We start from the raw sequence: 24,340 nt of genomic DNA, 5'->3' as shown, positions 1-24,340 counted from the left end.
AATTTCTGTTTGGCAGGAGGGGCCACAGTGACAGCAGTCCGGCGCTTGCTTGTTATCGGTATAGTGATCTTTTTCCTTGGGGGACTGGTGGCCTACCAGGAGGCCAGGGTAAATTCCGGCCGGCAGCCGGTTTTTTTAAGGGTGCCAGGTATCATGGAACCCCGGGTCCAGCTTGAACCGCGACTGGAAAAATATTACCGCGGTTGCGGCCATACCTACCCCCTGCCCCTGCCGCCGGGGATCAAGTGGCAGGGATCCGGTAAAGAGGAGATGACCTCCCTTTTTCCGCCGGCCGAAGGGTGGCACCTGAGGCAAGAAGCCGGACGCCTGGTAGCCACCCAGGAAGTTGACGGCCTGTGCCCGGTTTGCGCTCCCAAGCGGCACCTGGCAGTAAAGGACGGCCTGGTGGCCGTTTATCAGGGACCTGCCGGAACCCTGGGGCCGCTGCTTAAGGTTACGGGCCTCAAAATCTCTGCCATCCCGGCCAACTGGCAGTCCAGGATTCAGGCCGGCGAGGCGGAATTTAACTCCGAACAAGAACTCCTGGAAGCCCTGGACAGCCTGGACGAATACCGCTAGTTCCCCGGATATTTTCCGGCCGGGTCAGCGACCCGGTTTTTCTTTTGGTTTGGAAAAAAAGGAACTGCTCTCTTCAACGTCGAATAATTGCCAGGCAGAGGTTTTTTTGAACCGGTACTCCTAAAGAAGATGGAGCATACCCAAACCAATAATAACCATTTTTGATAGAACCATATTTTCGGGGGAATAATTATGCTGATCCTGGGAATAGACCCGGGGACGGCGATTGTCGGTTACGGCCTGGTGGAGGCCCGGGCTGGACAAACCCGCGCCCTGGTATACGATTGTATCCGGACACCGGCGGGGGAGGATCCCTGCCGGCGGCTGGCAACCATTTACGCCGGCATAAGGGAGCTAATCGAGCGCTTGCAGCCAGAAACCATGGCCGTGGAAGAACTCTTCTTTAACAAAAACAGCAAGACAGCCCTAGCCGTTGGCCAGGCCAGGGGCGTGATCCTTCTGGCCGCGGCCCATACCGGTCTGCCGGTGGCCGAGTATACCCCCCTGGAGGTCAAGCAGGCAGTGGCCGGTTTCGGCCGGGCGCCCAAGGAACAGGTCCAGCGTATGGTCCAGGCTTTGCTGGGCCTAGAAGAAAAACCCCGGCCAGATGATGTGGCCGATGCCCTGGCGGTAGCCGTATGTCATGCCAGCTTCGCGCCCTGGCGGCAAAGGGAAAAGGAGGTGGCTGGCCGTTGATCGGGTACCTGCGGGGTAGGTTACATCTGGTAACACCGGAGGGTATCCTCCTGGAGACCGGAGGGATCGGCTGGCTGGTACGTACAGTGACCAATCGTTCCTGGCCGGCCCCCGGTACGGAGATAGCTGTCTACACCCAGCTGGTGGTCAGGGAAGACGCCATGGAATTATATGGTTTTACCCGGCCGGAGGAACTGCACCTTTTCACCCTCCTTAGAGGCGTAAATGGCATCGGGCCCCGGGGCGCCCTCCAGATTTTGGGGGCTGCCAAGCCGGAACAGCTGTCCCGGGCCATTGCCGCCGGCGATAGTGCCTTTCTGACCGCCCTGCCGGGAATCGGGGCCAAGAAGGCCCAGCGGTTACTCCTGGAATTGAAGGACGCGGTTTTAAAATCCGGCCTGGTAGACGGTACGGAGACTGAGGCCATACCGGCAGGAGGCGGGGATAATGATGAAGCCCTGGCCGCCCTGTTGGCGCTGGGCTATAGCCGGGAAGAGATTGGCCCGATCCTGGCCAGGGTACGGCAGGAACTGGGGAATGCTACCCCTACGACAGCCGTCCTCCAGGCGGTACTAAAAACCTTTGGCCGGGGGGGAGGGGATTAATTGGCAACGGAGAGGTTAGTAGCCGGAAACCTGCATAATGAAGACCAGGAACTTGAATTGAGCCTGCGACCGCGCTGCCTGGCAGAGTACATCGGCCAGGAACATGTCAAGGAGACCCTGGGCATCTTTATCCAGGCGGCCCGTGAACGGGGTGAAGCCTTGGACCACGTCCTTCTCTACGGGCCCCCGGGGCTTGGTAAGACCACCCTGGCCGGGATTATCGCCAATGAGCTAGGGGTCCAGCTGCGGGTCACCTCGGGACCGGCCCTGGAACGGGCCGGGGACCTGGCAGCCATCTTGACCAACCTGCAGCCCCGGGACGTCCTCTTTATCGATGAAATCCACCGCCTGCCCCGCCAGGTGGAGGAGATCCTTTACCCGGCCATGGAAGACTTCGTCTTAGATATTATCCTGGGTAAGGGTCCCGGCGCCCGTTCCATTCGCCTGGACCTGCCCCCCTTTACCCTGGTGGGAGCGACTACCAGGGCGGGGTTGCTATCTTCCCCTTTAAGGGATCGCTTCGGCATCAATTCCCGCCTGGAGTTTTACCAGGTGGCCGAGCTGGAAGAGATTATCAGGCGGGCGGCCACCATCCTCCAGGTTGCCATCGAGCCGGAAGGAGCCAGGGAGATCGCCCGGCGCGCCCGGGGGACGCCCAGGGTAGCCAACCGCTTGTTGAAGCGGGTCAGGGATTACGCCGAGATCCGGGCCGGAGGAGTCATTACCAGGGAGGTGGCCCGGGAGGCCCTGGAACTCCTGCAGGTTGATGCCGCCGGCCTGGATAGTTCAGACCGGCGCCTTCTGCTCACCCTTATCCGCAAGTTTAACGGGGGACCCGTCGGTCTCGAGACCCTGGCCGCAGCCATCAGCGAGGAACCGGACACCATTGAGGACGTCTACGAACCCTTTTTACTCCAGATGGGCTACCTCCAGCGTACTCCCAGGGGCCGGGTGGCTACCCCCGGAGCCTATGCACACCTGGGTATTAAGCCGGAAGACCGGTTGTTTTGATAGAACCCTTCATTGGGAACTAACGCCCTGTACAAGCCCGGAAAGTGAACTGTATAGAGGGTAGACCTCTATTTTTTGGAGGGGGAAAGTTTCGTGGGCGACTGGAGTTTTTTCGGCAAAATGCTCTTAGGGATGGGCCTTTTCCTGGCCCTCATGGGCCTGTTGCTCCTGGGTCTGGGAAAACTATTCAGCATCGGCCGCCTGCCGGGTGACATCTATATCCAAAGGGGTAACTTTACCTTTTATTTCCCTCTGGTCACCTCTTTGTTACTCAGCCTGATTCTGACGGTAATATTAAACCTGCTCTTCCGGCGTTAATTCCTGCTGGCCAAAAATCGCTATCCAGGTGCGAAAAAGTATAGTGAGGTGAAGCTCAAATTGCAGCCCGGAGCCGACCCGAACCACCTCCTGGCTCTGGCCAGGAGCGGGGATGCCGTGGCCAGGGAGGAACTGATCCGGCGCTATACCCCCTTTATCCTATCGGTAGTTTCCAGGACGACAGGTCATTTTATCCGCCTGGGCGAAGACGACGAAGCCAGTATCGGGTTAATGGCCTTTAACGAGGCGATAGATAACTACCGCCTGGAAGGCGGTGCCACCTTTTTAACTCTGGCGGAAACAGTTATCCGGCGGCGTTTAATTGACTACTTTCGCCGGGAGGGGCGCCACCGCCAGGTCCTGTCCCTCCAGGCCATGGAGGGAGAAACGGCGGCCGCAGTCGACCCTGTGGCCAGGGACGAGATAAACATGGTGGACGAACTGGCGGACAGGCGGGAAGAGATCGAGCGTTACCAGAAAGAACTCGCCTCTTATGGTATCACCTTGAAGGATCTGGTAAAATGCAGCCCCCAGCACCGGGATGCCCGCGACCGGGCCCTGGCGGCCGCCCGGGTAGTAGTCGCCAACCCCCTTCTCAGAAAGTATCTCCTGGAAAGGAAGGCCCTGCCCTTAAAAGCCCTGGAAAAAGAAGTCGAGACCAGCCGCAAAACCCTTGAACGCCATCGCAAATACATCATTGCCGCAGTAGTTATGCTTATGGGCAATTACGAATACCTGGCAGGTTACATTGGCCAGGACCGGAGGGGTGGTCAGGATGGACGGCGCTGAACGCGGTATAGTCATGTCCAGGGAGGGGCAGAGGGTCATCGTTTTAACGCCCCGGGGCGACTGGCGGGCTTTAAAATTGGCCGGACCCCTGCCGGAAGTGGGGGAAGAAATTATGCTGCCGCCGGTGGTCAAGAGGCCGGCGTGGCCCCTCTTTACTGCCGCCGCAGTAGTTCTTTTACTGGTCCTGACCGGGGCTGTAGTGCGCCGGATAGAAACCCCGGCGCCGGCGGCTGCCCCTATGGTAGCCTATTATGTTAATATAGATATTAACCCCAGCGTAGAGCTGGCCGTGGATGAAAAGGATACCGTCCTCGAGGCCCGCGGCCTGAACAACGACGGGGAAAAATTACTCGCCGGCATTGCCCTGAAGGGGGAAAAGGTTACCGGGGCTATGAAGATTCTGGCCCTGGAGGCCCTGCGCCAGGGTTATTACCTTCCCGAGGGGGAAGGCGCCATGATGGTAACAGTAATCCCTGCCGGGTCCGGCCAGGAGAAACTGGCGGCCGGGGATGAACTGGGCCAGAGGCTCACCCGCGAAGCGCAGGATGTCTTTCAGCAGGCCGGGGTACATGCTGCCGTAGAGGCAGCTACCGTCCAGCCGGAGATCCGCCAGCATGCCGAGGCCGCCGGCCTCTCGGCCGGTAAGTACAGCATTATGCTGGAGGCCCTGGCAGCCGGGGCCCAGGTAAAGGCTGTCGATTTGCAGCGGGAGAGTATTACTAAAGTCCTGCAGGAACTCAATTTTAACTGGGAAGATGTGCTTGCCCGGCTAAAAAGGGATCCTGACCTGTTAAAGAGGGAAGAGCAACTGGGACCGGTCCTGAAGGCGGCCCTGGGTCAGGGCCCACTCCCCGCGGAAAACGGAAATAGCCAGGGTAATGCTCCCGCCAGGGGTCCGGCAGCAGCACCGGCTAATAAGCCCGACCAGGGGGATAATCAGGAAACCCGGCAAGGCAAACAGGAAACCACCGGCCAGGGGAGGGAGATGAACTCGAACCGTGGCCAGTCCTCCAGCCGGGATGGTATGGCAGTAGCCTGGCAGCTACGAGCCCGGCTCAAGGCCGGACTGCAAAACCAGCCGGGGGGACCGGTCCTCAAAGAACTGCCGGTACTAGAACATGTCCCCGGGAAAAACCTGCGGGACGTGCTGGCAAAAATAAAATTGGAAGACGTGGTTTTAAAGAAAATAGAGGAAAAACGGCAGGATATGGCGAAAAGATAGATTGTTAAGGATTTCCCGTGAGCGCCAAGTTTGCCAGTTTAAGCACCCGAAGCCCGGAGTCTGTACTCCAGCGCCGCATGAAGCTGTGCCAGAAGCCTATTTTCGGAGGAGAGGAGAAACTTGAGGAAAACTTACCGCCGGGGGATGGCTGCCCTGCTCCTGGCCTTAATACTAATCCCTGCTGCCTCCGGGGAGGCGGCTTCCCGGCCCATCCGCGTCCTGCTGGACAGTAGCCCCGGCGAGGTGGAATTCCAGGTGGAGCAGGGCGGTTACCAGCTGGTTGACGATCACAGCGGCCAGGAGATCGCCACGGCCACTTCCGGGGTTAAGTGGACGGTCAGGCAGGACGGCAGCACCCTGCAGCTTTTAAAAGATGGTGCCCCTGTAGGCAGCTTCAATGGCCCCATTCAGCTAAAACCTGCCAGGGCAGGTCTCAACCTCTTCAGTTACCGGGGCAACCGCTACCGGGGGAGCCTGAGTATCCTGCGGGGCGAGGGCGGTTTGCTGGTTATCAACATCGTCGACCTGGAACAATACCTTTACGGCGTCGTTGGTAAAGAAATGCCGGCCAGCGCGGCCCTGGAAGCCCTTAAGGCCCAGGCTGTAATCGCCCGTACCTATGCTATCACCAGGATGCAACCGTCCCAGCTCTACGACGTCACCGACGATACCTCGACCCAGGTATACGGCGGTTATGAGGCCGAGGTCAATTACGGCGCCGCCAGGGATAAAGTTCTGCAGGCGGTAGACAGCACCCGGGGAGAGGTGATCTATTATGACGGCAAGGTCATCCAGGCCTACTTCCACGCCAACGCCGGCGGCTACACCGAGGATAGTGAGAACGTCTGGAGCAATCCCCTGCCCTACCTGCGGGGCGTGCCCTCGCCCGATGACGACTGGGCCGTCAAGTATCCCTACCAGACTCCTGGCGGTTACCCGGCCAATACATATAACTGGACGGTGACCCTGACCAGGCAGCAGGTCCAGGACCAGGTTAATAGCTGGCTTGCCGGTCAGGGTAAAGGCGCGGTCGGGGAGGTGGTCGACCTGGTCCTTTCGCGGCTGGGGCGTGACGGCCAAAAGGAGACGGTATCCGGCCGGGTAACCAGGATGGATATCCGCACCACCACCGGAACGGCCCAGGCTTTCCGGGACGGCATTCGCGCCGTCTTTGGCCTGAAAAGTACCCTCTTCACGGTGCAGATGGACTCCACGGTGAATGTCCTGGACGGTTCCGGGCAGCAACGGGCGGTGAATTACGGCGCCGAACTGGTAGCCCTGGGAGCCGGCGGCGTCCTCAACGCCCCTAACGGTGCCGCCGGAGATTATACGGTAGCCGGGCGCGACGGCACACGCCAGGTACCCAAGCTCTTCACCCGGGTAATCTTCCAGGGGAAGGGATACGGCCACGGCCTGGGCCTCAGCCAGTGGGGGGCCATGGGCATGGCCGAAAAAGGGTATACTTACCAGCAAATTATCGAACACTACTACAACCAGGATCATTATGACGGCCACCTGAAGATTGCGACCTATTGATTTTAATAACAGACAGGTGAAGGGTTAAGTTGCGGATAGAAGAATTTGACTACGAGTTGCCGCCAGGACAAATCGCCCAGCAACCGGTGGAGCCGCGGGATGCCTCGCGGCTCCTCGTCCTGCACCGGGAAGGTGGTTTCCTGGAGCACCGTCACTTCTACGACCTGCCACGCTACCTCCACCCCGGCGACGTGCTGGTGGTGAATGAGACGAAGGTAATTCCCGCCCGCCTGTGGGGCTACCGTGCCGGGACGGGCGCTAAAATCGAAGTCCTCTTATTGACCCGGCAGGAAGGTGACACCTGGGAAACCCTGGTGCGGCCGGGACGACGGGTACCGGTGGGCGCGGAGCTAATCTTCGGCCGGGGTGAATTGCAGGCCCGGGTAAAGGGGGTAACCCCGGCCGGAGGACGGATAATGGAGTTCTCTTATCAGGAGGGCCCCTGGGAGGCCTTGCTGGAACGCCTGGGGGAAATGCCCCTGCCCCCTTATATCAAAGAAAAGCCGGCTGATCCCGGCCGTTACCAGACGGTTTACGCCCGGGAGGAGGGCTCGGCTGCCGCCCCTACCGCAGGCCTGCACTTTACCCCCCGCCTCCTTAAGGAACTCCGGGAGCAGGGGATAGAAATAGCCAGCATCCTGCTCCACGTAGGCCTGGGGACCTTCCGGCCGGTAAAGGTGGAGAACATCCAGGAACACGTGATGCACGCCGAATACTACGCCGTGACCCCGGCGGCGGCGGCGACCATCAATGCCGCCCGGGCCCGGGGCCACCGGGTGGTTGCTGTAGGCACAACCGTCGTCCGCACCCTGGAGACGGTAGCTACAGCCGATGGCGTCATCCATGCCGGCAGCGGCTGGACGGACATCTTTATCTATCCCGGTTACCGGTTCAAGGCCATCGACAGCCTGATCACCAACTTTCACCTGCCCCGCTCGACCCTGTTGATGCTGGTCAGTGCCTTTGCCGGCAGGGAGAAGATCCTGGACGCCTACCGGGTCGCCGTCCGGGAAGGCTACCGCTTTTACAGTTTCGGCGACGCTATGTTGATCCTGTAAAGAATTTATATGGTAAGAAAGCTAATTGGAGGAAGACATGCCTGCAGTAACCTTTACCGTACTTAAACGCGACCGGTCTACCGGGGCGCGGCTGGGGCGTCTCACAACCCCCCACGGCACCATCGAGACGCCGGTTTTCATGCCCGTGGGCACCCAGGCCACCGTCAAGACCATGACCCCGGAAGAGGTGGCCGGCCTGGGAGCGGAGATCATCCTGGCCAACACCTATCATCTCTACCTGCGGCCCGGGGCCGACATTATCCGGGAAGCCGGGGGGCTTCATCGTTTCATGCACTGGGAGAGGCCGATTCTTACAGACAGCGGCGGTTTCCAGGTCTTTAGCCTGGCCGACCTGCGCGAGATCAGCGACGAAGGGGTTACTTTTCGCTCCCACCTGGACGGTTCAATCCATTTCCTGGGGCCGGCGGAGTCCATGGCTGTCCAGGAAGCCCTGGGCTCGGACATCGCCATGGCCTTCGACGAGTGTGTCGCCTACCCGGCCAGCCCGGAGGAAGTCGCCGCCGGGGTGGAACGAACCAGCCGCTGGGCCGAGGCCTGCCTCCGGGCCCACCGGCGGGAGGACCAGGCGGTCTTTGGTATAATTCAGGGAGGGACCATACCCGAACTGCGCCGCCGCAGTGCCCGGGAGATTACCGCCCTGGATTTCCCCGGCTACGGCATCGGGGGTTTAAGCGTAGGCGAGCCCAAGGAGTTGATGTACAGCATCCTGGAAGAACTCCAGGGCTATCTGCCGGAGAATAAGCCCCGGTATCTCATGGGGGTCGGTTCCCCTGATTGCCTTATTGAAGGGGTCAAACGAGGGGTGGATATGTTTGACTGCGTCTTACCCACCCGCATTGCCCGCAACGGTACGGTGATGACTACCTACGGCAAGCTGGTTGTTCGCAATGCCGCCTATGCCCGGGACTTCCGGCCTCTGGACCCGGAGTGCGACTGCTATACCTGCCGTAACTACACCCGCGCCTATATTCGCCACCTGCTAAAGGCTGAGGAGATTTTGGGCCTCAGGCTGACGACCATCCATAACCTGCACTTTCTCATTAAACTGATGCAGCGCCTGCGCCAGGCCATCGCCGAAGGCCGGCTGGAAGAAGTGGCCGCCGACTTTTATGAACGCTATAATTCGGGAAAAATTTAAAAGCAGCAGGTATTCCCGCCGGTACCGTCGAATAGTTAACGGGCTGACCAAAATTTAGAAGGAGTGGTGGTTGGTTTCATGCAACAGTGGGCTGGCACTATTTTTTACCTCCTCATCTTTATGGGCATCCTTTACTTTCTGATGATCCGGCCTCAGCAAAAACAGCAGAAGCAGCGCCAGGCGATGCTGGCAGGGCTCAAGGTGGACGACCGGGTGGTCCTGGCCGGCGGCCTTCACGGCCGGATTACCAAGATCAAAGACAATACCCTGATGGTCCGGATAGCCGATAAAGTGGAGGTCGAGGTCGATAAAGCCGGGGTGGCCTATGTCCCGGGGCAGGAGGGTTAACAGCTGTTGTCCCTGGTAACCCTGGAGGAAGTAAAGAAAGACCCGGAGGTGGAGGCCCTGATAACCCGGGGCAATGAGCACCTGGGGGCCATGGGCTTTACCGAACACAGCCACCGCCATCTAAACCTGGTGGCCAGCATCAGCCGCAATGTCCTGGAACGCCTGGGTTATGATAAGCGGACGGCTGAACTGGCGGCGGTGGCCGGATATTTGCATGATATCGGTAATGTGGTCAGCCGGCAGGATCACGGCCAGTCCGGGGCCCTGCTGGCTTACAATATTTTAAGGCGCCTGGGGATGCCGGCAGACGAAGCAGCCACCATCATGGGAGCCATCGGCAACCACGAGGAAGAATACGGGCAGGCCGTCAACCCGGTTGGCGCGGCCCTGATCCTGGCGGACAAATCGGATGTCCACCATTCCCGGGTGCGGAACAACGATATCAGCACCTTCGACATTCACGACCGGGTGAATTATGCCGTCCAGCACTCTTTCTTACGGGTAGACGCCGGGAAGCGGGCCATTACCCTGGAGCTCACCATCGACCTGGCCATCAGCACGCCCATGGAGTATTTCGAGATCTTTTTGACCCGGATGATGATGTGTCGCCGGGCCGCCCGCTTTTTGCACTGTCATTTCGGCCTGGTAGTCAACAATGCCCGCCTCCTGTGAGGTGTCAGAATGTGGCGAAGGTGGCACTCACAGCAATTGACGGTAAACTCAGGCCGGGGTTATAATAGGATGTCCGCTAGTTTTAATTTGTCAAGGGAGGAAAGAGTTTTGGCAGGGGGAAAAGGAGCAGGCGGCTTTTTAAAGCTCGCCGTTGTTTTTCTCGCCATCCTGGCGATTGGTATCGGGGTCTTTAAACCCCTGATTAATGCCCAGCGCCTGGGCCTGGACCTCAAAGGCGGGGTTCACGTCCTCATACAGGCCCAGAGCACACCGGACCACGCGGTCACCCCCGACGATATGGCCGCCCTGGAGCGGGTCATGCGCGACCGGGTGGACCAGCTGGGGATAGCCGAACCGGTAATCCAGCGGGAGGGTAGTGACCGCCTGATTATCGAACTGGCCGGGGTCAGTAACCCGGAGGAAGCCATTAAGATGATCGGCAAGACGGCCCAGCTGGAGTTTAAGACCAGCGACGGCCAGGTGGTAGTCTCGGGAAAGGACTTGAAGGACGCCAAGGCCATCATTGACCAGCAGACCCGCGAACCCCAGATTACCCTGCAGTTCAATGCCGAAGGCACGAAGAAGTTTGCCGATGTCACAAAGAAACTGGCCAGCAGTTACCCCTACGGGGATCCCAAGAGAGCGATCGGTATTTATTTAGACCAGCAGCTGCTCACCAACCCCCAGGTGAAGGAAGCCATACCCAACGGCCAGGCGATCATCAGCGGCGGTTTTGCCAATTTTGAGGAGGCCGCCAACCTGGCGGCCCTCCTGCGGGGCGGTGCCCTGCCGGTACCGGTCCAGATCATCGAGCGCCGGACTGTAGGCCCGACCCTGGGGGCGGATTCTCTGGCCAAGAGCAAGACGGCTATTATTGTGGGCCTGATCGCTATCACCCTTTTCATGCTGCTTATATACCGTTTGCCGGGCGTAGTGGCCGACTTTTCCCTGATTGTGTACGGTTTGATCGTCATGGCTGTCCTCTGGGGGTTGAAGGCCACCCTGACACTACCGGGAATAGCCGGGCTATTACTGTCGGTAGGTATGGCTGTGGACGCCAACATTATTATCTACGAACACATCAAAGAAGAGTTGCGTAACGGTAAGACCCTGAGGGCGGCCATAGACGCCGGCTTTAAGCGGGCCTTTACCACCATCTTTGACTCCAACGCCACTACGGTGCTGGCGGCCATCGTTCTCTACTTCCTGGGGAGCGGTACGGTGCGCGGTTTTGCCATTACCCTGTCCCTGGGCATTGCGGCCAGTATGTTTACCGCCATTACCCTGACCAGGTTCCTGCTGCACCTGGTGGTAGGGGTGCCGGCCTTCCACAACCTCTGGCTCTTTGGCGTTAAAGAAGAGCAAATCCCGGCAGCGGCAAGGGGTGAGATTTAATGAACTTCAACTTCGATTTTGTCAACCGGCGCAAATGGTGGTATGCCCTGTCGCTGCTGGTCATTATCCCGGGGCTCATTGCCATGGCCCTGCACCGGCCTGTCTTGAACTTCGGTATTGATTTTACCGGCGGCAATATTATCCAGGTCCAGTTCCACCAGCCGGTAACCTCCGGCCAGGTGCGGGATGTCCTGGACGGATTAAATCTCGGTAAGAGTTCCATCCAGGAATCGGGCAGCAACCAGTTTTTGATCCGGACGACGGAGTTAAACGAAGAACAGACCAACCAGGTTATCAGCACTTTACAGAGTAAACTGGGGCAGCTGGATCTCAAGCGGAACGAAAAGGTGGGCGGTACCATCGGTCGCGAGCTGACCATCCGGGGCGTAGAGGCCATGGTTATCGCCTGGATCCTGATGATCATCTATATCACCATCCGCTTTGAGTTCCTTTCCGGTCTCGCGGCCATCCTGGCCCTGGTCCACGACGTCCTGGTGACCATCGGCTTTTTCGCCCTCTTCCGCTGGGAAGTCGACAGTACCTTTATCGCGGCCATACTAACCATTATCGGTTATTCCATCAACGATACCATTGTTATCTTTGACCGCATCCGGGAGAACCTGCGGCTACGCAAGAAAGAAACTATCGAAGAAGTGGTCAACCGCAGTATTAACCAGACCCTGACCCGGTCGATTAATACTGTTCTGATGGTTATTTTCGCCCTCCTGGCCCTGATACTCCTGGGAGGCGAGACTACCAGGACCTTTGCCCTGGCCATGCTCATCGGTACCATCAGCGGTTGCTACTCTTCCATCTTTACGGCCAGCCCCCTGTGGATTGATTTCCGGCATCTGAGCCGGGAGCGCCACCGGCAGGCGGCAGTGGCCAAGGCCGATACCAAAGCCAAGACGCGCAAGGCTACTTCCCATTAGAGTTAGGTTATAAGAGGGCGAATCAGGAGATAGCCTGCCCGATAAATGCGGCAGGCTATCTTTTATGCGCGCCCGTCATGGGCACTGAATCGTATGTTACGATGGGCCTGTTCAAAAGCCACCTTATTCTTTCATGAAGAATTAGGCGGCTTTTTTACGTTTTCCAACCAAGTGAAGAAATAATTTACTTTTCCTCACATTATGATAGCGGCTTCAGAACTGTTTTTGTAACTAAAAATGGCGGAGTGGTACAGGTTGACAAGTGACAATCTAAGTTATAATATAGAGTTGGCGGTAAGGAGAGACTAAAAATGGACTATGTAAGCAGCGAAGAACTGGCCCGTTATGAACAAATTGCGCTAATGATTGCCGGTGAGATTCTCCGAGGAACTTACAACGAAGGTGAAAGAGTATCGGGGCGGACTATTTTAGCCGGGCAGTATGGAGTTTCGCCAGAAACAGTAAGAAAGGCCCTGGCGCTTCTGCAGGCGCGACAGGTGGTTGAAGTAGTTCCAGGGAGTGGGGTAATTATCCTCTCCCGTCAGGCCGCCCGGGACTTTATCGAGGATTTTCACGAACATAACTCCCTTGAGGTCTTGGAGCGCCGGCTGGATACCCTTATCAAACAGCGTAACAAGTTAAATGCGGAAATCGATAAACTGGTTAAAGAAATTGTGCACTTTAAAACAGGCATGCTAAAAAACATGCAGAATGCTGAAGAGATCATGGTTTCACCGGGTTCACCCCTTGTGGGAAAGAGCGTGCAGGAGGCCCAATTGAGGACAGTTACGGGAGTTATCGTTACCGCTGTACGGCGCCGGGGTCGCTGGTATGCCTCTCCGGGGACAGAGCTTCGATTAAGCGCAGGGGATTTGCTCCTGGTGGTGGGAAACCAGAAGGCGGTGGACCGGTTGCGCCGGCTGGCTGAAGGTAAACAAGAGCTTAATGACGGTTAATACCAGGCGTTCTTTAGCCTGAAACAACCCTGTTTAAAGGAGGACTCTATGCTTACCTTCGAACACGTCTCGAAAGTATATGACGGCAATCGAATAGCCGTAGCCGATTTCAACCTGGAAGTCGAGGCCGGAGAATTTATTGTGTTAATTGGCCCCAGCGGTTGTGGCAAGACCACCACTTTAAAAATGGTTAACCGTCTTATCGAACCCACCTCCGGGGCCATCTACCTTAACGGCAAGGATATCCGGGAACAAAATCCCGTGGCGTTACGGCGACACATTGGCTACGTTATCCAGCAGATAGCTCTTTTTCCCAACATGACTATTGCTCAAAACGTGGATGTGGTACCCCGCCTGCTGGGATGGCCGGCAGAACGCCGCCGCCAGCGCGTTTGCGAATTATTGGAACTGGTGGGTATGGACCCTGATGACTACGCTGACCGTTACCCTTCAGAGCTAAGCGGGGGGCAGCAACAGCGTATCGGGGTGTTGCGTGCCCTGGCGGCAGAACCACCGCTTATCCTTATGGATGAGCCTTTTGGTGCCCTTGACCCAATTACGCGGGAAAACCTGCAGGAAGAATTGAAGGCCTTGCAGGCCAAGCTGCATAAGACCATTCTCTTTGTTACCCACGATATGGACGAGGCACTGAAAATTGCTGATCGGATTGTGGTAATGAAAGACGGCTACATCGTCCAAGTCGCTGCGCCTGAAGAACTGTTGCGGCACCCCGCCAACGAGTTCGTGGCCTCGTTCATCGGCAAAGAACGGTTGGCTCCTGGACTGGAATTGCGCACCGTAGAACAGGTTATGATTGGTGAACCGGTGACGGTACGGCCCCATACGGGTGTTGCCGAAGGAGTTGCCACCATGCGTCGTAAAAAGGTGGATACGCTGCTGGTTACCGATGAATCTGGCCGGCTGTTAGGCGCCGTTTCTATCGAGGAATTGAATCGCAACTACCAGCGGGCTCACCAGGTGCAAGATTTGATGGCTCGTGACGTTCCTGTAGTGTTCGAGGGAACCCCGGCCCGGGAGGCCTTTGACCTGATCACCCGGGAGCGGCTGGAGTACCTGCCGGTAATCGATAAGGAGGGCCGCTTGAAGGGACTGGTCACCAGGACCAGCATGGTCAATGCCCTGGCATCCGTGGTGTGGGGAGATGAGGCTAGTGCTTAGCTGGACGGAGTTTTTGGCTGCCAAAGGCTCGAGTATCCTATCTGCTACCGGGAAACACCTGCTACTTTCGCTAGGCTCAGTACTGCTGGGAACCATCATCGCCGTGCCCCTAGGTATCCTTCTTGCCCGCCATCAGCGAGTGGCAGCGGTGATGCTCGGTATTTCCAGTACTATTCAAACCATTCCCAGCCTGGCGTTTTTTGGATTTGTTCTGCCTTTTCTTGGCATTGGTATAGTACCGGCCATGACTGTATTGTTCCTCTACTCGATACTCCCAATTCTACGCAACACCTATACCGGCATTCGCGAAGTAAATCCGGCCTACCTGGAAGCCGGTATAGGTATGGGGATGAACCGGAGACAGCTTTTAACCTGGATACAGTTCCCCTTAGCCTTCCCGGTTATCATGTCCGGCATCCGTGTGTCTACTGTTTATATTATCAGCTGGGCCACCCTTTCGGCCTTAATCGGCGCCGGTGGATTGGGCGATCCAATTCTTGCCGGCATCCACACCTATGACGCTAAGCTCATTATGGCCGGTGCATTGCCCGCTGCCCTGCTGGCCCTACTGGCCAGCTGGTCACTAGGTTTTGTAGAGCGTGCGGTAACCCCGCGGGGGCTGCGACAGCGATAACCCACCAGTTCAAAACCAATGAGAGGAGGCGAAAGATGGATAAAGTGCTGGCTCTGAGTTGGCAACATATCAGCTTGTCGATAATGGGAGTTGCGCTGGCCGCTGCGGGCGGCATTCCGTTGGGAATATTGTTGACCAGGTACCGGTGGTTGGCCAAGCTTGTAATGGCAGCCACCGAGGTGATTCAAACTATTCCCAGCCTGGCCATGTTAGCTCTGTTGATGATGCTGTTCGGGCTGGGGGATACTACCCTTGTTGTATCGTTGTTCCTTTATGCCCTGCTGCCCATCGTCCGCAATACCTATACCGGGCTATTAGGGGTAGACCCCGGCCTGCTGGAGGCAGGTAAAGGCATGGGGATGACCAGGAGCCAATTAATATGGCGAGTGCAAGTACCAATTGCGCTACCGGTAATCCTGGCCGGTATGCGTGTGGCTCTTGTCACGGCCATTGGCATTGCGACCATCGGCGTGCTCATTGGGGCAGGCGGCTTGGGGACGCTAATCTGGCGCGGTATTCAAACGAGGAACAACACTATGGTACTTATGGGGGCCGTACCTGCGGCGCTGCTGGCTATTTTGACCGACGCCGGACTGGCCCTGCTGGAACAAGTATTGGTTCCGCGGGGGCTCAAAAAAAAGGCTATCTCAGCATTATAAATTAATTATAAATTAAAGAAAGGATGGGATATCTTGCGCCAGAAATCCAAACGAGTGGGGAAGCTGATCGCGCTATTTACAGGCATCGCTATGTTGCTATTTGTAGCTGCCGGCTGCAGTGGAACCAGGGCTAAAGGCACAGTGGTTGTAGGGTCCAAGGACTTTACCGAAAACATTCTCCTTGGCGAGATAATGGCCCAGCTCATAGAAGCCCATACGGACCTGAAGGTGGAACGCAAATTGAACTTGAGCGGTACATTGGTTAACTTTAACGCCCTTAAAAAAGGCGACCTTGATCTCTACGCTGACTACACCGGTACCGGCCTAGTGGCAATCTTAAAAAGGGATGTTATCAATGACCCCCAGGAGGCTTACGATGCAGTTCAAAAGGCATACAACGAGCAGTTTAAGCTAAAGTGGCTGAAACCCTTTGGCTTTAATAACACCTACGCCCTTGCGGTACCGGAGGAGGTTGCTCGACAGCGTAACTTACAAAAAATATCCGACCTGAAAAGCGTAGCCGGTGAGATGGTACTCGGGGCCGAGCAGGAATTTTTTAACCGCCCGGACGGCTATGACGGCTTAATTGTCACTTACGGGCTAAATTTCAAAAGCACCAAGCAGATGGAAACCGGCTTAAAATACGAAGCCATTCATAACAAGATGGTAGATGTGATCGACGCCTTCGCCACCGACGGCCAGTTGATTACCTATAAGCTAAAGATCCTGGAAGATGATAAACAATTCTTCCCGCCCTACTTTGCTGCACCGTTGGTACGTATGGACACCCTCGAGAAGTATCCCCAGCTGGAAGAAGTCCTGAACAAGCTGGCGGGCCAGCTCAATGATGATGAGATGCGTCAGCTGAATTATCAGGTCGACGAGGAAAAAAAGGAAGTGGCCCAGGTGGCAAGAGATTTCCTGCTGAAAAAAGGCCTGATCAAGTAACATGAGGGTATAAAGCTTACGAAGAGTTTATCTGCACCAATAAAGGGATACTATTGTCGAACTAATATGAATCCGCCAGTACACGGAGTCCGCCGGTTTCCTACCGGTGAGCAAATTATTTTCTCTCGGTATTGACAACTGTGCGACCAGGGAACTGGCGACCATGACTGCTCTCAATCCGAGAGAAGGAGCGGCTGGGCCTTACGCCGGGCAGTATACCTAACCTCAGCCGGGGTATGCTAAACGTAAAAAAACAAACCTGCAGGTAGCTTAACAATGGATATCTATTTAGCCATTTCCTTCCTTGGCGGTTTAACCTTTACCCTGGCCATGGCAGCAGGAGTAGTCCGGCCCGAGCGGGGGCTATTGCTCCTCTGGGCTGCAGGGGTAATTTTGGGCGCCACCGGCCTGGTCCCGGGGTTGTCGGCCCCTTATGTTGCCCTGGCTACGGTCGGGGGAACCGTTGCTCTCATGGCAGCCGAAGGAGTTGCCCGGCGCTGGTACCGGAGGCATAAAGAATCAGTCCTGGCAGGAAAACAGTTGCTAACAGGGAGTCTAGCGGCTCTGGTCATGGCCGGGATTTTTCTCGGCCCCCTGTGGGGATTGTTCCTGGCAGGGAGCACCGGCAGCCTGGGAGCGGCTTATTTCTCGCGCCGGCATTCATTATCTGAATTAGCCGTGGGATTATTTTTACCATGCTTACGAGTGGGCGCTTTATTTTTAACGGCCGTGCTACTGGGCGGGCGCCTGCTTGGACTTTTTTAGGGCGGGCAGCTTGCGGAAGACAAACTAACGTTGTAAAATGAGTAAAAGGCTTGGTGCCAGGGACTTCATCGCTCCCGGATGAAGTCCAATTTTTTACTTATAAGGATGCAGGAGGCCTTAAAAATGGATGTGCGGACCAGAGCTGCCAGGGTATCTATCTTTTCCAACATAATCCTGGTGCTGGGTAAACTGGGGATCGGTTACTGGATGCACTCGGTCAGTGTCATGTCGGAAGCCATCCACTCCGGCCTGGACCTGGTGGCGGCGGCGATAGCCTATTTTTCCGTCCGGGAAGCCAGCAAGCCGGCTGATGCCGAGCACCGCTACGGCCATGGTAAAATTGAAAATATTTCGGGTACCATTGAAGCCCTGCTGATTTTCCTGGCAGCCCTCTGGATTATCTATGAAGCAATCAAAAGGTTTATCAGCGGCAGCCATGCCATTAGCGAACCCCTGACCGGCGTGGCTGTTATGGGCGGGGCCGGCGTAGTCAACTACCTGGTTTCCCGTTATCTCTTCCGGGTTGCGAAAGATACGGACTCCATCGCCCTGGAGGCCGACGCCTGGCACCTGCGTACCGATGTTTATACTTCCGCCGGGGTAATGCTGGGCCTGGCAGCCCTTTATTTTACCGGTTTCCAATGGCTGGATCCCCTGGTGGCCCTGGTGGTAGCCGCCATGATCATCAAGGCGGCCTACCATTTAACCCGGGAGGCCATGCTGCCCCTGATGGATGTCAGCCTGCCGGCTGAAGAAGAAGAGGTAATTAAAGAAATTATCGCCCGCCATGCCCATGAGTATGTTGAATTCCATAAATTACGCACCCGCAAGGCCGGCCGGGACCGCCAGGTAGACCTGCACCTGGTGGTACCGCGTTACAAGCATATCGATTATGTCCATAACCTCTGTGAGCATATTGGCGATGAGATAAGAGCAGCTCTACCTTACACCGATGTTTTAATCCATGCCGAACCCTGCTCTTCAGCGGTGGATTGCCAGGTGTGTACCACCTGCCCGGAGAAGGAAAATCGTTCCTCGAAGGCGAATTGATAGATGCGAACATCGTCTATTTTTCGGGGGTGGCCGTGATGCAGATTTTTTCCCTCCTGGCCATTTTTTTTGCCCTGCTGGTGGCTATCTTTGCCGTCCAGAATGCAGGCCCGGTAGAAATTAATTTTTTAGCCTGGCAATTTAGTAATATTTCCCTGGTCCTGGTTATTCTGGGGTCAGCAGCCTTCGGTGCTCTGGTGGTATTTTTGCTGGGCGCCGTCAGGCAGGTACGCCAGGCCAGGGAAATAAGAGAATTAAAAAGCCAGCATAAAAGACTGCAGGAAACCATAGCCCGCCTCGAACTAGTGGCAGCGGGAAAAGGAGCAGGCCAGCAAGAAAGGAAGCAGGAAGCTTGACAGGAACCCAGTGGGCCATGCCTCCAGTAAACCTGCCGGAGAGGCTGGCCCTGGCCCGGGAGTTACATATCTCACCTATAACAGCGCAAATTCTCATTAACCGGGGCATAACTACAGCGGCAGCGGCCAGGGCTTTTTTCCAGCCGGACCCGGCCAATCTTATCCCGCCGGAGAAAATTCCCGGCCTGCCGGCGGCCCGGGAGCGCCTGGTCCAGGCCATAGAAAAGCGGGAAAAAATTATGGTCCATGGTGACTATGATGTCGACGGTCTGGCGGCCACGGCCATTATGCTGGAAACCCTAGCGCGCCTGGGGGTTGAGGCTGAAGTTTACCTGCCCGACCGTCTAACGGAGGGTTATGGTTTAAAAAAGAAGAGCCTCATTAAAGCCCTGGAGTTAAATTGTCAGCTGGTCATAACGGTAGACTGTGGCATTACTTCCCTGGAGGAGGCCATCTTCGCCCGGGAACAAGGTCTGGACCTGATTATTACCGACCACCACCGACCCGGGACAAGCCTGCCCCAGGCGAGTGCCGTAGTTAATCCCCTGCTGGCACCGGGCCTGCCTCCCCTATGCGGCGCCGGGGTGGCCTTCAAACTAGCCCAGTCCCTGGCGACCCACTTTGGTCTGGCACCCCAGGGAGGTGTGGCCGCCGGCTGGGCCCTGGACCTGGTAGCCCTGGCGACTATCGCTGACGCCGTACCCCTCCTGGGAGAAAACCGCCTCCTGGTCCAGCTGGGTTTAAAGGCCCTGTCCGGTAGCATGCGGCCTGGCTTGAAAGCCCTGGCAGAGGTGGCAGGTCTACCGGCCAGGGAGTGGACGGCCCGGGAAGTGGCCTTTGGCCTTGTTCCCCGTTTGAATGCCTGCGGCCGCCTGGGAAATGCCATGCCGGCCCTGGAAATTTTGCTAACTTCTTCTCCCCAGCGGGCCCTGGAACTGGCCCAGCGCCTGCAGGAGGAAAACCAGGCCCGGAGACACCTGGAGGAGAGCATTGCCGCCGAGGCTGAAGCCATGGCCGTGACGGCTTTAGCTGCAGGAGCAAAAGGCCTGGTCCTGGCGGCCGAGGGCTGGCACCCGGGAGTAACTGGCATTATCGCCGCCCGCTTGGTGGAAAAATATAACTGTCCGGTTGTTTTAATAGCCGTGGTAGGCGATAGGGGCCGGGGTTCGGGACGTAGCCTCCCGGGTATCAATCTCCATGAAATCTTCGCCAGGTGCCGTTCCTACCTCCTGTCCTTTGGCGGTCATGCCCGGGCAGGGGGACTGGAAATCGCCGCCAAAGAAATACCGGCTTTCCAGGCCGCCTTTAATGAAATAGTAAAGTCACTCATGGCTGAGGTTCAAACGCCTCCCGAAGTAGCGCCTGAGGCGGAGGTCCTTGTCAGCCAGCTGGACTGGCAGCTCCTGGAGGAATTAGAGCAGCTGGCCCCCTTTGGCGAAGGGAATCCCCGGCCCGTCCTGGTTACCCGCCGCGCCCTGATTAAGGCCGCCCGCCAGGTGGGCAGGGACGGCGCCCACCTGAAGCTGACTGCCGGCGGGGAAGGTAGGGAAATTGGGGCCATTGGCTTTAACCTCTCCCTGCCGCCGGGGTTGTCTCCCGGGCATCATGTTGACCTGGCCTTTTACCTGGAACGCAACACCTACCGGGACCGGGAGGAACTGCAGCTAAGGCTCGTGGCCCTGAAAGCGGCGGAAACAGGAGCAACACTACCGGAACGGGCGGAAGGAATGGTGGCGGCCACCGGTGAAGACGGCCCGGCACCGACCTGGGGCCGGCAGCTCCAGGAATTGCTTGCTACCTATGGCCCACGGGTACGAGTATGCCTGGCGACGACGGCGGCTGTACGCCAGGCCTATAACGGCTGCAGGCGTTTTTTCCAGGTGCCGGAAACCCTGCAACCCCTGGGCCCCTGGCTGGGCCGGGCCGGGGTGGAACGGGTTTTGAGCCGGGCCCGGGGGTTAATTACCTGCAGCCCCTTCTGGCCGGTAACACCCGCCGGGAAAGAGGCGCTCCTGGCCTCGCCCCTGGCGGCCGCTGATCTGCCGCCGGAGCAATTACTGCGGCCTGCCGGCGACCCGGCGGCCCTGGAGGTATGGCCGGAGCTATTACCCCTATTGACTGCCGGCCTGGAAAGGGGCGAGCGCATCCTCCTCTATGCCGCTACCGGCAGAATTCCCTGGCTGGTAAGCTGGCTTGCCGGCGCCCTGCCCGGCGTACCCCTGGCGGTGGATACTTATAGTGACTACCGGCAGTTTGCCCTGGCCCGGGAAGGAGCCCTGGCCGGCCGGCTCCCCCTGCTGGTGGCCCGGCGGGAGGTTCCGGCGTGGTTTTACCCGGCCGACCTGGTGGTCTTTACCTATCTTCCCGACAGCCTGGAGGAGGTGGAGCTGGCCCTCCCTCCGGGTGAAAAAGTGCCCCGGGTGGCTATTCTCCTGGCGGCTGGGGACAGGCCGGTCCCGGATTTGCGTCAGGAGCTGGCGGTATTTTACCGCCGGTTACAGAAGCTGCTGGGCAACGGCCGCGGTCTTTACATAGTTAATAATAAGGGATATCATCAATTATGTTACCTAGCTATCTTTGAAGAACTCGGGCTGATCCAGGTCACCAGCCGGGATCAGGGTTTATTTATCCAGCCATTGGAAGTAGAAACCAAACGCGACCTGATGGCTTCCAGACGCTACCGGCAGCTCCGGGCCGAAAGGGAACTGGCCCGGCAATTCAGGCGACAACTGCCGGGAGGGGAGGTGCGGTAACCTGGTGGACCTGCAAGAACTGGAACAACAGATTAGAAATTACCAGCCGGATGCCGATTTGAAGCTGGTCCGGGACGCCTATACCCTCGCGGCTACGGCCCATCGAGGCCAGAAACGGCGCTCCGGGGAGGATTACATTACCCATCCCCTGCAGGTGGCTGCTATCCTGGCGGAACTCCAGCTCGACGTAGTCACCATCGCCGCCGCCCTCCTTCATGATGTGGTGGAAGATACTCCTGTCAGCCTGGACACCATCAAAGAACTCTTTGGCGAGGAAGTGGCCCTGCTGGTGGACGGGGTCACCAAGTTGAGCCGCCTGGAGTACAAGACCAAGGAAGAGCAGCAGGCGGAAACCCTGCGTAAGATGTTCCTGGCCATGGCCCAAGACATCCGGGTCATCCTTATCAAGCTGGCCGACCGCCTGCACAACATGCGGACTTTAAAATACCATCCACCGGAAAAGCAGCAGGAGATTGCCCGGGAAACCCTGGAGATCTTTGCTCCCCTGGTCCATCGACTGGGTATCTTCCGCCTGAAGTGGGAACTGGAAGACCAGTCCCTGCGCTACCTGGAACCGGAGCGCTACTACGAACTGGTCAACAGTATCAACATGAAGCGGCGGGAACGGGAAGAGTATATCCGGCAGGTAGTCGACATCCTGCGGCAGAAGCTGGATGAAGCCGGCATCAAAGCCGATATCCAGGGAAGGCCCAAACACTTTTATAGCATCTACAACAAGATGGTAAAGCAGGGCAAGGAACTGAGCGAGATCTACGACCTCATCGCCGTGCGGGTGATTGTCGATACTGTCAAGGAATGTTACGCCGTCCTGGGGGTAGTCCACGCCATCTGGAAGCCCATCCCCGGGCGTTTCAAGGACTACGTGGCCATGCCCAAGCCCAATATGTACCAGTCCCTGCATACCACCGTCATTGGGCCCAACGGGGATCCCTTTGAGATCCAGATCCGCACCTGGGAGATGCACCGTACGGCCGAATACGGTATCGCCGCCCACTGGCGCTATAAAGAAGGGGGCGGTACTTCCGACCGGGAGTTCGAGCAGAAATTGACATGGTTGCGCCAGCTCCTGGACTGGCAGCGGGAGATGCGGGACCCCCGGGAGTTCATGGAATCCCTGCGTATCGACCTCTTTTCCGACCGGGTCTATGTCTTTACCCCTAAAGGGGATGTCGTCGAATTGCCGGCGGGTTCGGTACCCATTGATTTTGCCTACCGGGTGCATACGGACGTCGGGCATCGCTGTACCGGCGCCCGGGTGAACGGCCGCATCGTTCCCCTGGACTACCAGTTAAAGACCGGCGATATAGTAGAGGTACTGACGACCAAGGGTAGCCGGCCCAGCCGGGACTGGCTGCATATCGTCAAGACTTCCCAGGCCAAAAACCGCATTCGCCAGTGGTTTAAGAAAGAGGAACGGGAGAAGAACCTGGCCCGGGGACGGGAACTTCTGGAAAAGGAATGCCAGAAACAGGGGTTCGACCCGGAAGAGGTCCTCAAGCCGTCCTTCCTCCAGGAAGCAGCCCGGAAATTCAACCTGGCCACCGTAGAGGACCTCTACGCAACGGTTGGAGACGGCGTTATCACCCCCTTCCAGGTCCTTGGCCGCCTCAAAGGGGAAGAAGAACCGCCGCCTGAGGAAGTGGTCAAGAACACCCTCAAGCCCTGGAGCGGTTATGGCAAGCCTTCCCACGGCGTACGGGTCAAAGGAGTCGACAACCTGGAGATCCGCCTGGCCCACTGCTGTAATCCCCTGCCCGGCGATGCCATTATCGGCTATATCACCAGGGGCCGGGGAGTAACTGTCCACCGGGCCGATTGTCCCAATATTCTCCATCACCAGGAGACGGAGAAGGAGCGGATTATCGAAGTAGCCTGGGACGACGGAGCCGAAGCAACCTACCAGGTGCAGATTGAAGCCCTGGCCCTGGACAGGCCCAACCTGGCCCTGGACATCATGACCGCGGTGGCGGATACCAAGACTATTATCAACTCCATCCATGCCCGGGCCACCCGCAATGACCAGGCCCTGGTGGATCTGAAAATTGAGATCAGAAGCCTGGAGCACCTGGAGTACATCATGGACAAGGTGCGCCGCATCCGGGATGTGACCGAGGTCAAAAGGGTAGTTCCCGGGTAAAGGAGTTACTATTATCGTGAGATGCTAATAACTATAGAAGTCGGGGTGTATTTGTGTTAAACTGCAGGAGAGGTGGCTACCCATGAGGGCGGTAGTCCAGCGGGTCAAAAAGGCCAGGGTTACGGTAGCCGGGGAAGAGATTGCGACAATCGGTCCCGGTTTGCTCGTCTTCCTGGGGGTGGGGCAGCAGGACGGCCCGGCCGACGTGGAGTACCTGGCCGATAAAATCGCCGGCCTGCGGATCTTTGCCGACGAGGATGGTAAAATGAACCTGTCCGTCAGGGACACCGGCGGGGAAGTCCTGGCAGTTTCCCAGTTTACCCTCTACGGCGACTGTCGCAAGGGCCGGCGGCCCAGTTTCACCGCCGCGGCCCCGCCGGAGCAGGCCCTTAACCTTTACCGCCAGTTCGTTGCCGCCCTGGCCGCCCGGGGCTTGAAGGTGGCCACCGGCCGATTCCAGGCCGACATGCTGGTGGCCCTGGAAAACGATGGCCCGGTAACCATGCTCCTGGACAGCCAGCGGCTTTTTTAAAAGTGTACGGCGGAGCCCCTCATTGGAGCT

Annotated in this window: 25 protein-coding genes; all 25 read left to right on the top strand. The window is 57.5% G+C overall.

The window, feature by feature from the left end; translation table 11 throughout:
* Positions 1 to 27 precede the first annotated feature (27 nt).
* The 25 genes from MOTHE_RS08265 (at position 28) to dtd (ending at position 24,310) form a co-directional block, all read left to right on the top strand.
* Positions 28 to 579 (top strand): hypothetical protein, encoded by a 552-nt coding sequence (locus tag MOTHE_RS08265; protein ID WP_011393205.1) that lies wholly within the window; start codon positions 28 to 30, stop codon positions 577 to 579.
* Between the two features lie 192 nt (positions 580 to 771).
* On the top strand, positions 772 to 1,275 hold the full coding sequence (gene ruvC, locus MOTHE_RS08260) for a crossover junction endodeoxyribonuclease RuvC (protein ID WP_011393204.1): 504 nt from the start codon (positions 772 to 774) through the stop codon (positions 1,273 to 1,275).
* Positions 1,272 to 1,880 (top strand): Holliday junction branch migration protein RuvA, encoded by a 609-nt coding sequence (gene ruvA / locus MOTHE_RS08255; RefSeq protein ID WP_053094897.1) that lies wholly within the window; start codon positions 1,272 to 1,274, stop codon positions 1,878 to 1,880. Before ruvC ends, ruvA begins: the two co-directional genes overlap by 4 nt.
* Positions 1,881 to 2,891 (top strand): Holliday junction branch migration DNA helicase RuvB, encoded by a 1,011-nt coding sequence (gene ruvB, locus MOTHE_RS08250; protein WP_011393202.1) that lies wholly within the window; start codon positions 1,881 to 1,883, stop codon positions 2,889 to 2,891.
* Between the two features lie 93 nt (positions 2,892 to 2,984).
* Positions 2,985 to 3,209, top strand: a complete 225-nt coding sequence (locus tag MOTHE_RS08245; RefSeq protein WP_011393201.1) for a DUF2905 domain-containing protein — start codon at positions 2,985 to 2,987, stop codon at positions 3,207 to 3,209.
* A gap of 48 nt (positions 3,210 to 3,257) precedes the next feature.
* Complete coding sequence (gene sigI / locus MOTHE_RS08240) at positions 3,258 to 3,998, top strand: RNA polymerase sigma factor SigI (protein ID WP_051498572.1); 741 nt, start codon at positions 3,258 to 3,260, stop codon at positions 3,996 to 3,998.
* Positions 3,985 to 5,220: an anti-sigma factor domain-containing protein gene (locus MOTHE_RS08235; RefSeq protein WP_053094896.1), complete on the top strand. Its 1,236-nt coding sequence runs from the start codon at positions 3,985 to 3,987 to the stop codon at positions 5,218 to 5,220. The genes sigI and MOTHE_RS08235 overlap by 14 nt, the downstream gene beginning before the upstream one ends.
* A gap of 120 nt (positions 5,221 to 5,340) precedes the next feature.
* On the top strand, positions 5,341 to 6,756 hold the full coding sequence (locus tag MOTHE_RS08230; protein WP_011393198.1) for a SpoIID/LytB domain-containing protein: 1,416 nt from the start codon (positions 5,341 to 5,343) through the stop codon (positions 6,754 to 6,756).
* A 29-nt stretch (positions 6,757 to 6,785) separates the two neighbouring features.
* Positions 6,786 to 7,814, top strand: coding sequence for a tRNA preQ1(34) S-adenosylmethionine ribosyltransferase-isomerase QueA (gene queA / locus MOTHE_RS08225; RefSeq protein ID WP_011393197.1), 1,029 nt, complete (start codon positions 6,786 to 6,788; stop codon positions 7,812 to 7,814).
* 37 nt (positions 7,815 to 7,851) lie between these two features.
* Entirely contained in the window at positions 7,852 to 8,973 is a 1,122-nt protein-coding gene (gene tgt / locus MOTHE_RS08220) for a tRNA guanosine(34) transglycosylase Tgt (RefSeq protein WP_011393196.1), read from the top strand.
* A 78-nt stretch (positions 8,974 to 9,051) separates the two neighbouring features.
* Positions 9,052 to 9,321, top strand: a complete 270-nt coding sequence (gene yajC / locus MOTHE_RS08215; RefSeq protein WP_011393195.1) for a preprotein translocase subunit YajC — start codon at positions 9,052 to 9,054, stop codon at positions 9,319 to 9,321.
* A gap of 12 nt (positions 9,322 to 9,333) precedes the next feature.
* Positions 9,334 to 9,993: an HD domain-containing protein gene (locus tag MOTHE_RS08210; RefSeq protein ID WP_053095249.1), complete on the top strand. Its 660-nt coding sequence runs from the start codon at positions 9,334 to 9,336 to the stop codon at positions 9,991 to 9,993.
* Between the two features lie 108 nt (positions 9,994 to 10,101).
* Positions 10,102 to 11,388 (top strand): protein translocase subunit SecD, encoded by a 1,287-nt coding sequence (secD, locus tag MOTHE_RS08205; protein WP_053094895.1) that lies wholly within the window; start codon positions 10,102 to 10,104, stop codon positions 11,386 to 11,388.
* Positions 11,388 to 12,320 (top strand): protein translocase subunit SecF, encoded by a 933-nt coding sequence (gene secF, locus MOTHE_RS08200; protein ID WP_053094894.1) that lies wholly within the window; start codon positions 11,388 to 11,390, stop codon positions 12,318 to 12,320. Before secD ends, secF begins: the two co-directional genes overlap by 1 nt.
* Positions 12,321 to 12,631: 311 nt before the next feature.
* Positions 12,632 to 13,276 carry a GntR family transcriptional regulator gene (locus tag MOTHE_RS08195; RefSeq protein ID WP_011393191.1) on the top strand — a complete coding sequence of 215 codons (645 nt, stop codon included), beginning with the start codon at positions 12,632 to 12,634 and terminating at the stop codon, positions 13,274 to 13,276.
* A 48-nt stretch (positions 13,277 to 13,324) separates the two neighbouring features.
* Positions 13,325 to 14,455, top strand: a complete 1,131-nt coding sequence (locus tag MOTHE_RS08190; RefSeq protein ID WP_011393190.1) for a betaine/proline/choline family ABC transporter ATP-binding protein — start codon at positions 13,325 to 13,327, stop codon at positions 14,453 to 14,455.
* Positions 14,456 to 14,468: 13 nt separating this feature from the next.
* Complete coding sequence (locus tag MOTHE_RS08185; protein WP_201776952.1) at positions 14,469 to 15,089, top strand: ABC transporter permease; 621 nt, start codon at positions 14,469 to 14,471, stop codon at positions 15,087 to 15,089.
* A 35-nt stretch (positions 15,090 to 15,124) separates the two neighbouring features.
* Complete coding sequence (locus tag MOTHE_RS08180) at positions 15,125 to 15,748, top strand: ABC transporter permease (RefSeq protein ID WP_011393188.1); 624 nt, start codon at positions 15,125 to 15,127, stop codon at positions 15,746 to 15,748.
* 33 nt (positions 15,749 to 15,781) lie between these two features.
* Entirely contained in the window at positions 15,782 to 16,696 is a 915-nt protein-coding gene (locus MOTHE_RS08175; protein ID WP_080997187.1) for a glycine betaine ABC transporter substrate-binding protein, read from the top strand.
* 276 nt (positions 16,697 to 16,972) lie between these two features.
* A complete protein-coding gene (locus tag MOTHE_RS08170; RefSeq protein ID WP_011393186.1) occupies positions 16,973 to 17,461 on the top strand; it encodes a hypothetical protein in 489 nt (162 codons plus the stop codon).
* 123 nt (positions 17,462 to 17,584) lie between these two features.
* Positions 17,585 to 18,511 (top strand): cation diffusion facilitator family transporter, encoded by a 927-nt coding sequence (locus MOTHE_RS08165; RefSeq protein WP_011393185.1) that lies wholly within the window; start codon positions 17,585 to 17,587, stop codon positions 18,509 to 18,511.
* On the top strand, positions 18,508 to 18,867 hold the full coding sequence (locus MOTHE_RS08160; protein ID WP_011393184.1) for a LapA family protein: 360 nt from the start codon (positions 18,508 to 18,510) through the stop codon (positions 18,865 to 18,867). Before MOTHE_RS08165 ends, MOTHE_RS08160 begins: the two co-directional genes overlap by 4 nt.
* Positions 18,864 to 21,620 carry a single-stranded-DNA-specific exonuclease RecJ gene (gene recJ, locus MOTHE_RS08155; protein WP_053094893.1) on the top strand — a complete coding sequence of 919 codons (2,757 nt, stop codon included), beginning with the start codon at positions 18,864 to 18,866 and terminating at the stop codon, positions 21,618 to 21,620. Before MOTHE_RS08160 ends, recJ begins: the two co-directional genes overlap by 4 nt.
* Before the next feature lie 4 nt (positions 21,621 to 21,624).
* Positions 21,625 to 23,778, top strand: a complete 2,154-nt coding sequence (locus MOTHE_RS08150; protein WP_053094892.1) for a RelA/SpoT family protein — start codon at positions 21,625 to 21,627, stop codon at positions 23,776 to 23,778.
* Between the two features lie 82 nt (positions 23,779 to 23,860).
* Positions 23,861 to 24,310 carry a D-aminoacyl-tRNA deacylase gene (gene dtd, locus MOTHE_RS08145; protein ID WP_011393181.1) on the top strand — a complete coding sequence of 150 codons (450 nt, stop codon included), beginning with the start codon at positions 23,861 to 23,863 and terminating at the stop codon, positions 24,308 to 24,310.
* Positions 24,311 to 24,340: the final 30 nt, after the last annotated feature.

Origin of the sequence: Moorella thermoacetica (genome assembly GCF_001267405.1) — a bacterium.
GTDB lineage: Bacteria > Bacillota > DSM-521 > Neomoorellales > Neomoorellaceae > Neomoorella > Neomoorella thermoacetica.
This window is presented reverse-complemented; position numbering and strand designations above follow the sequence as displayed.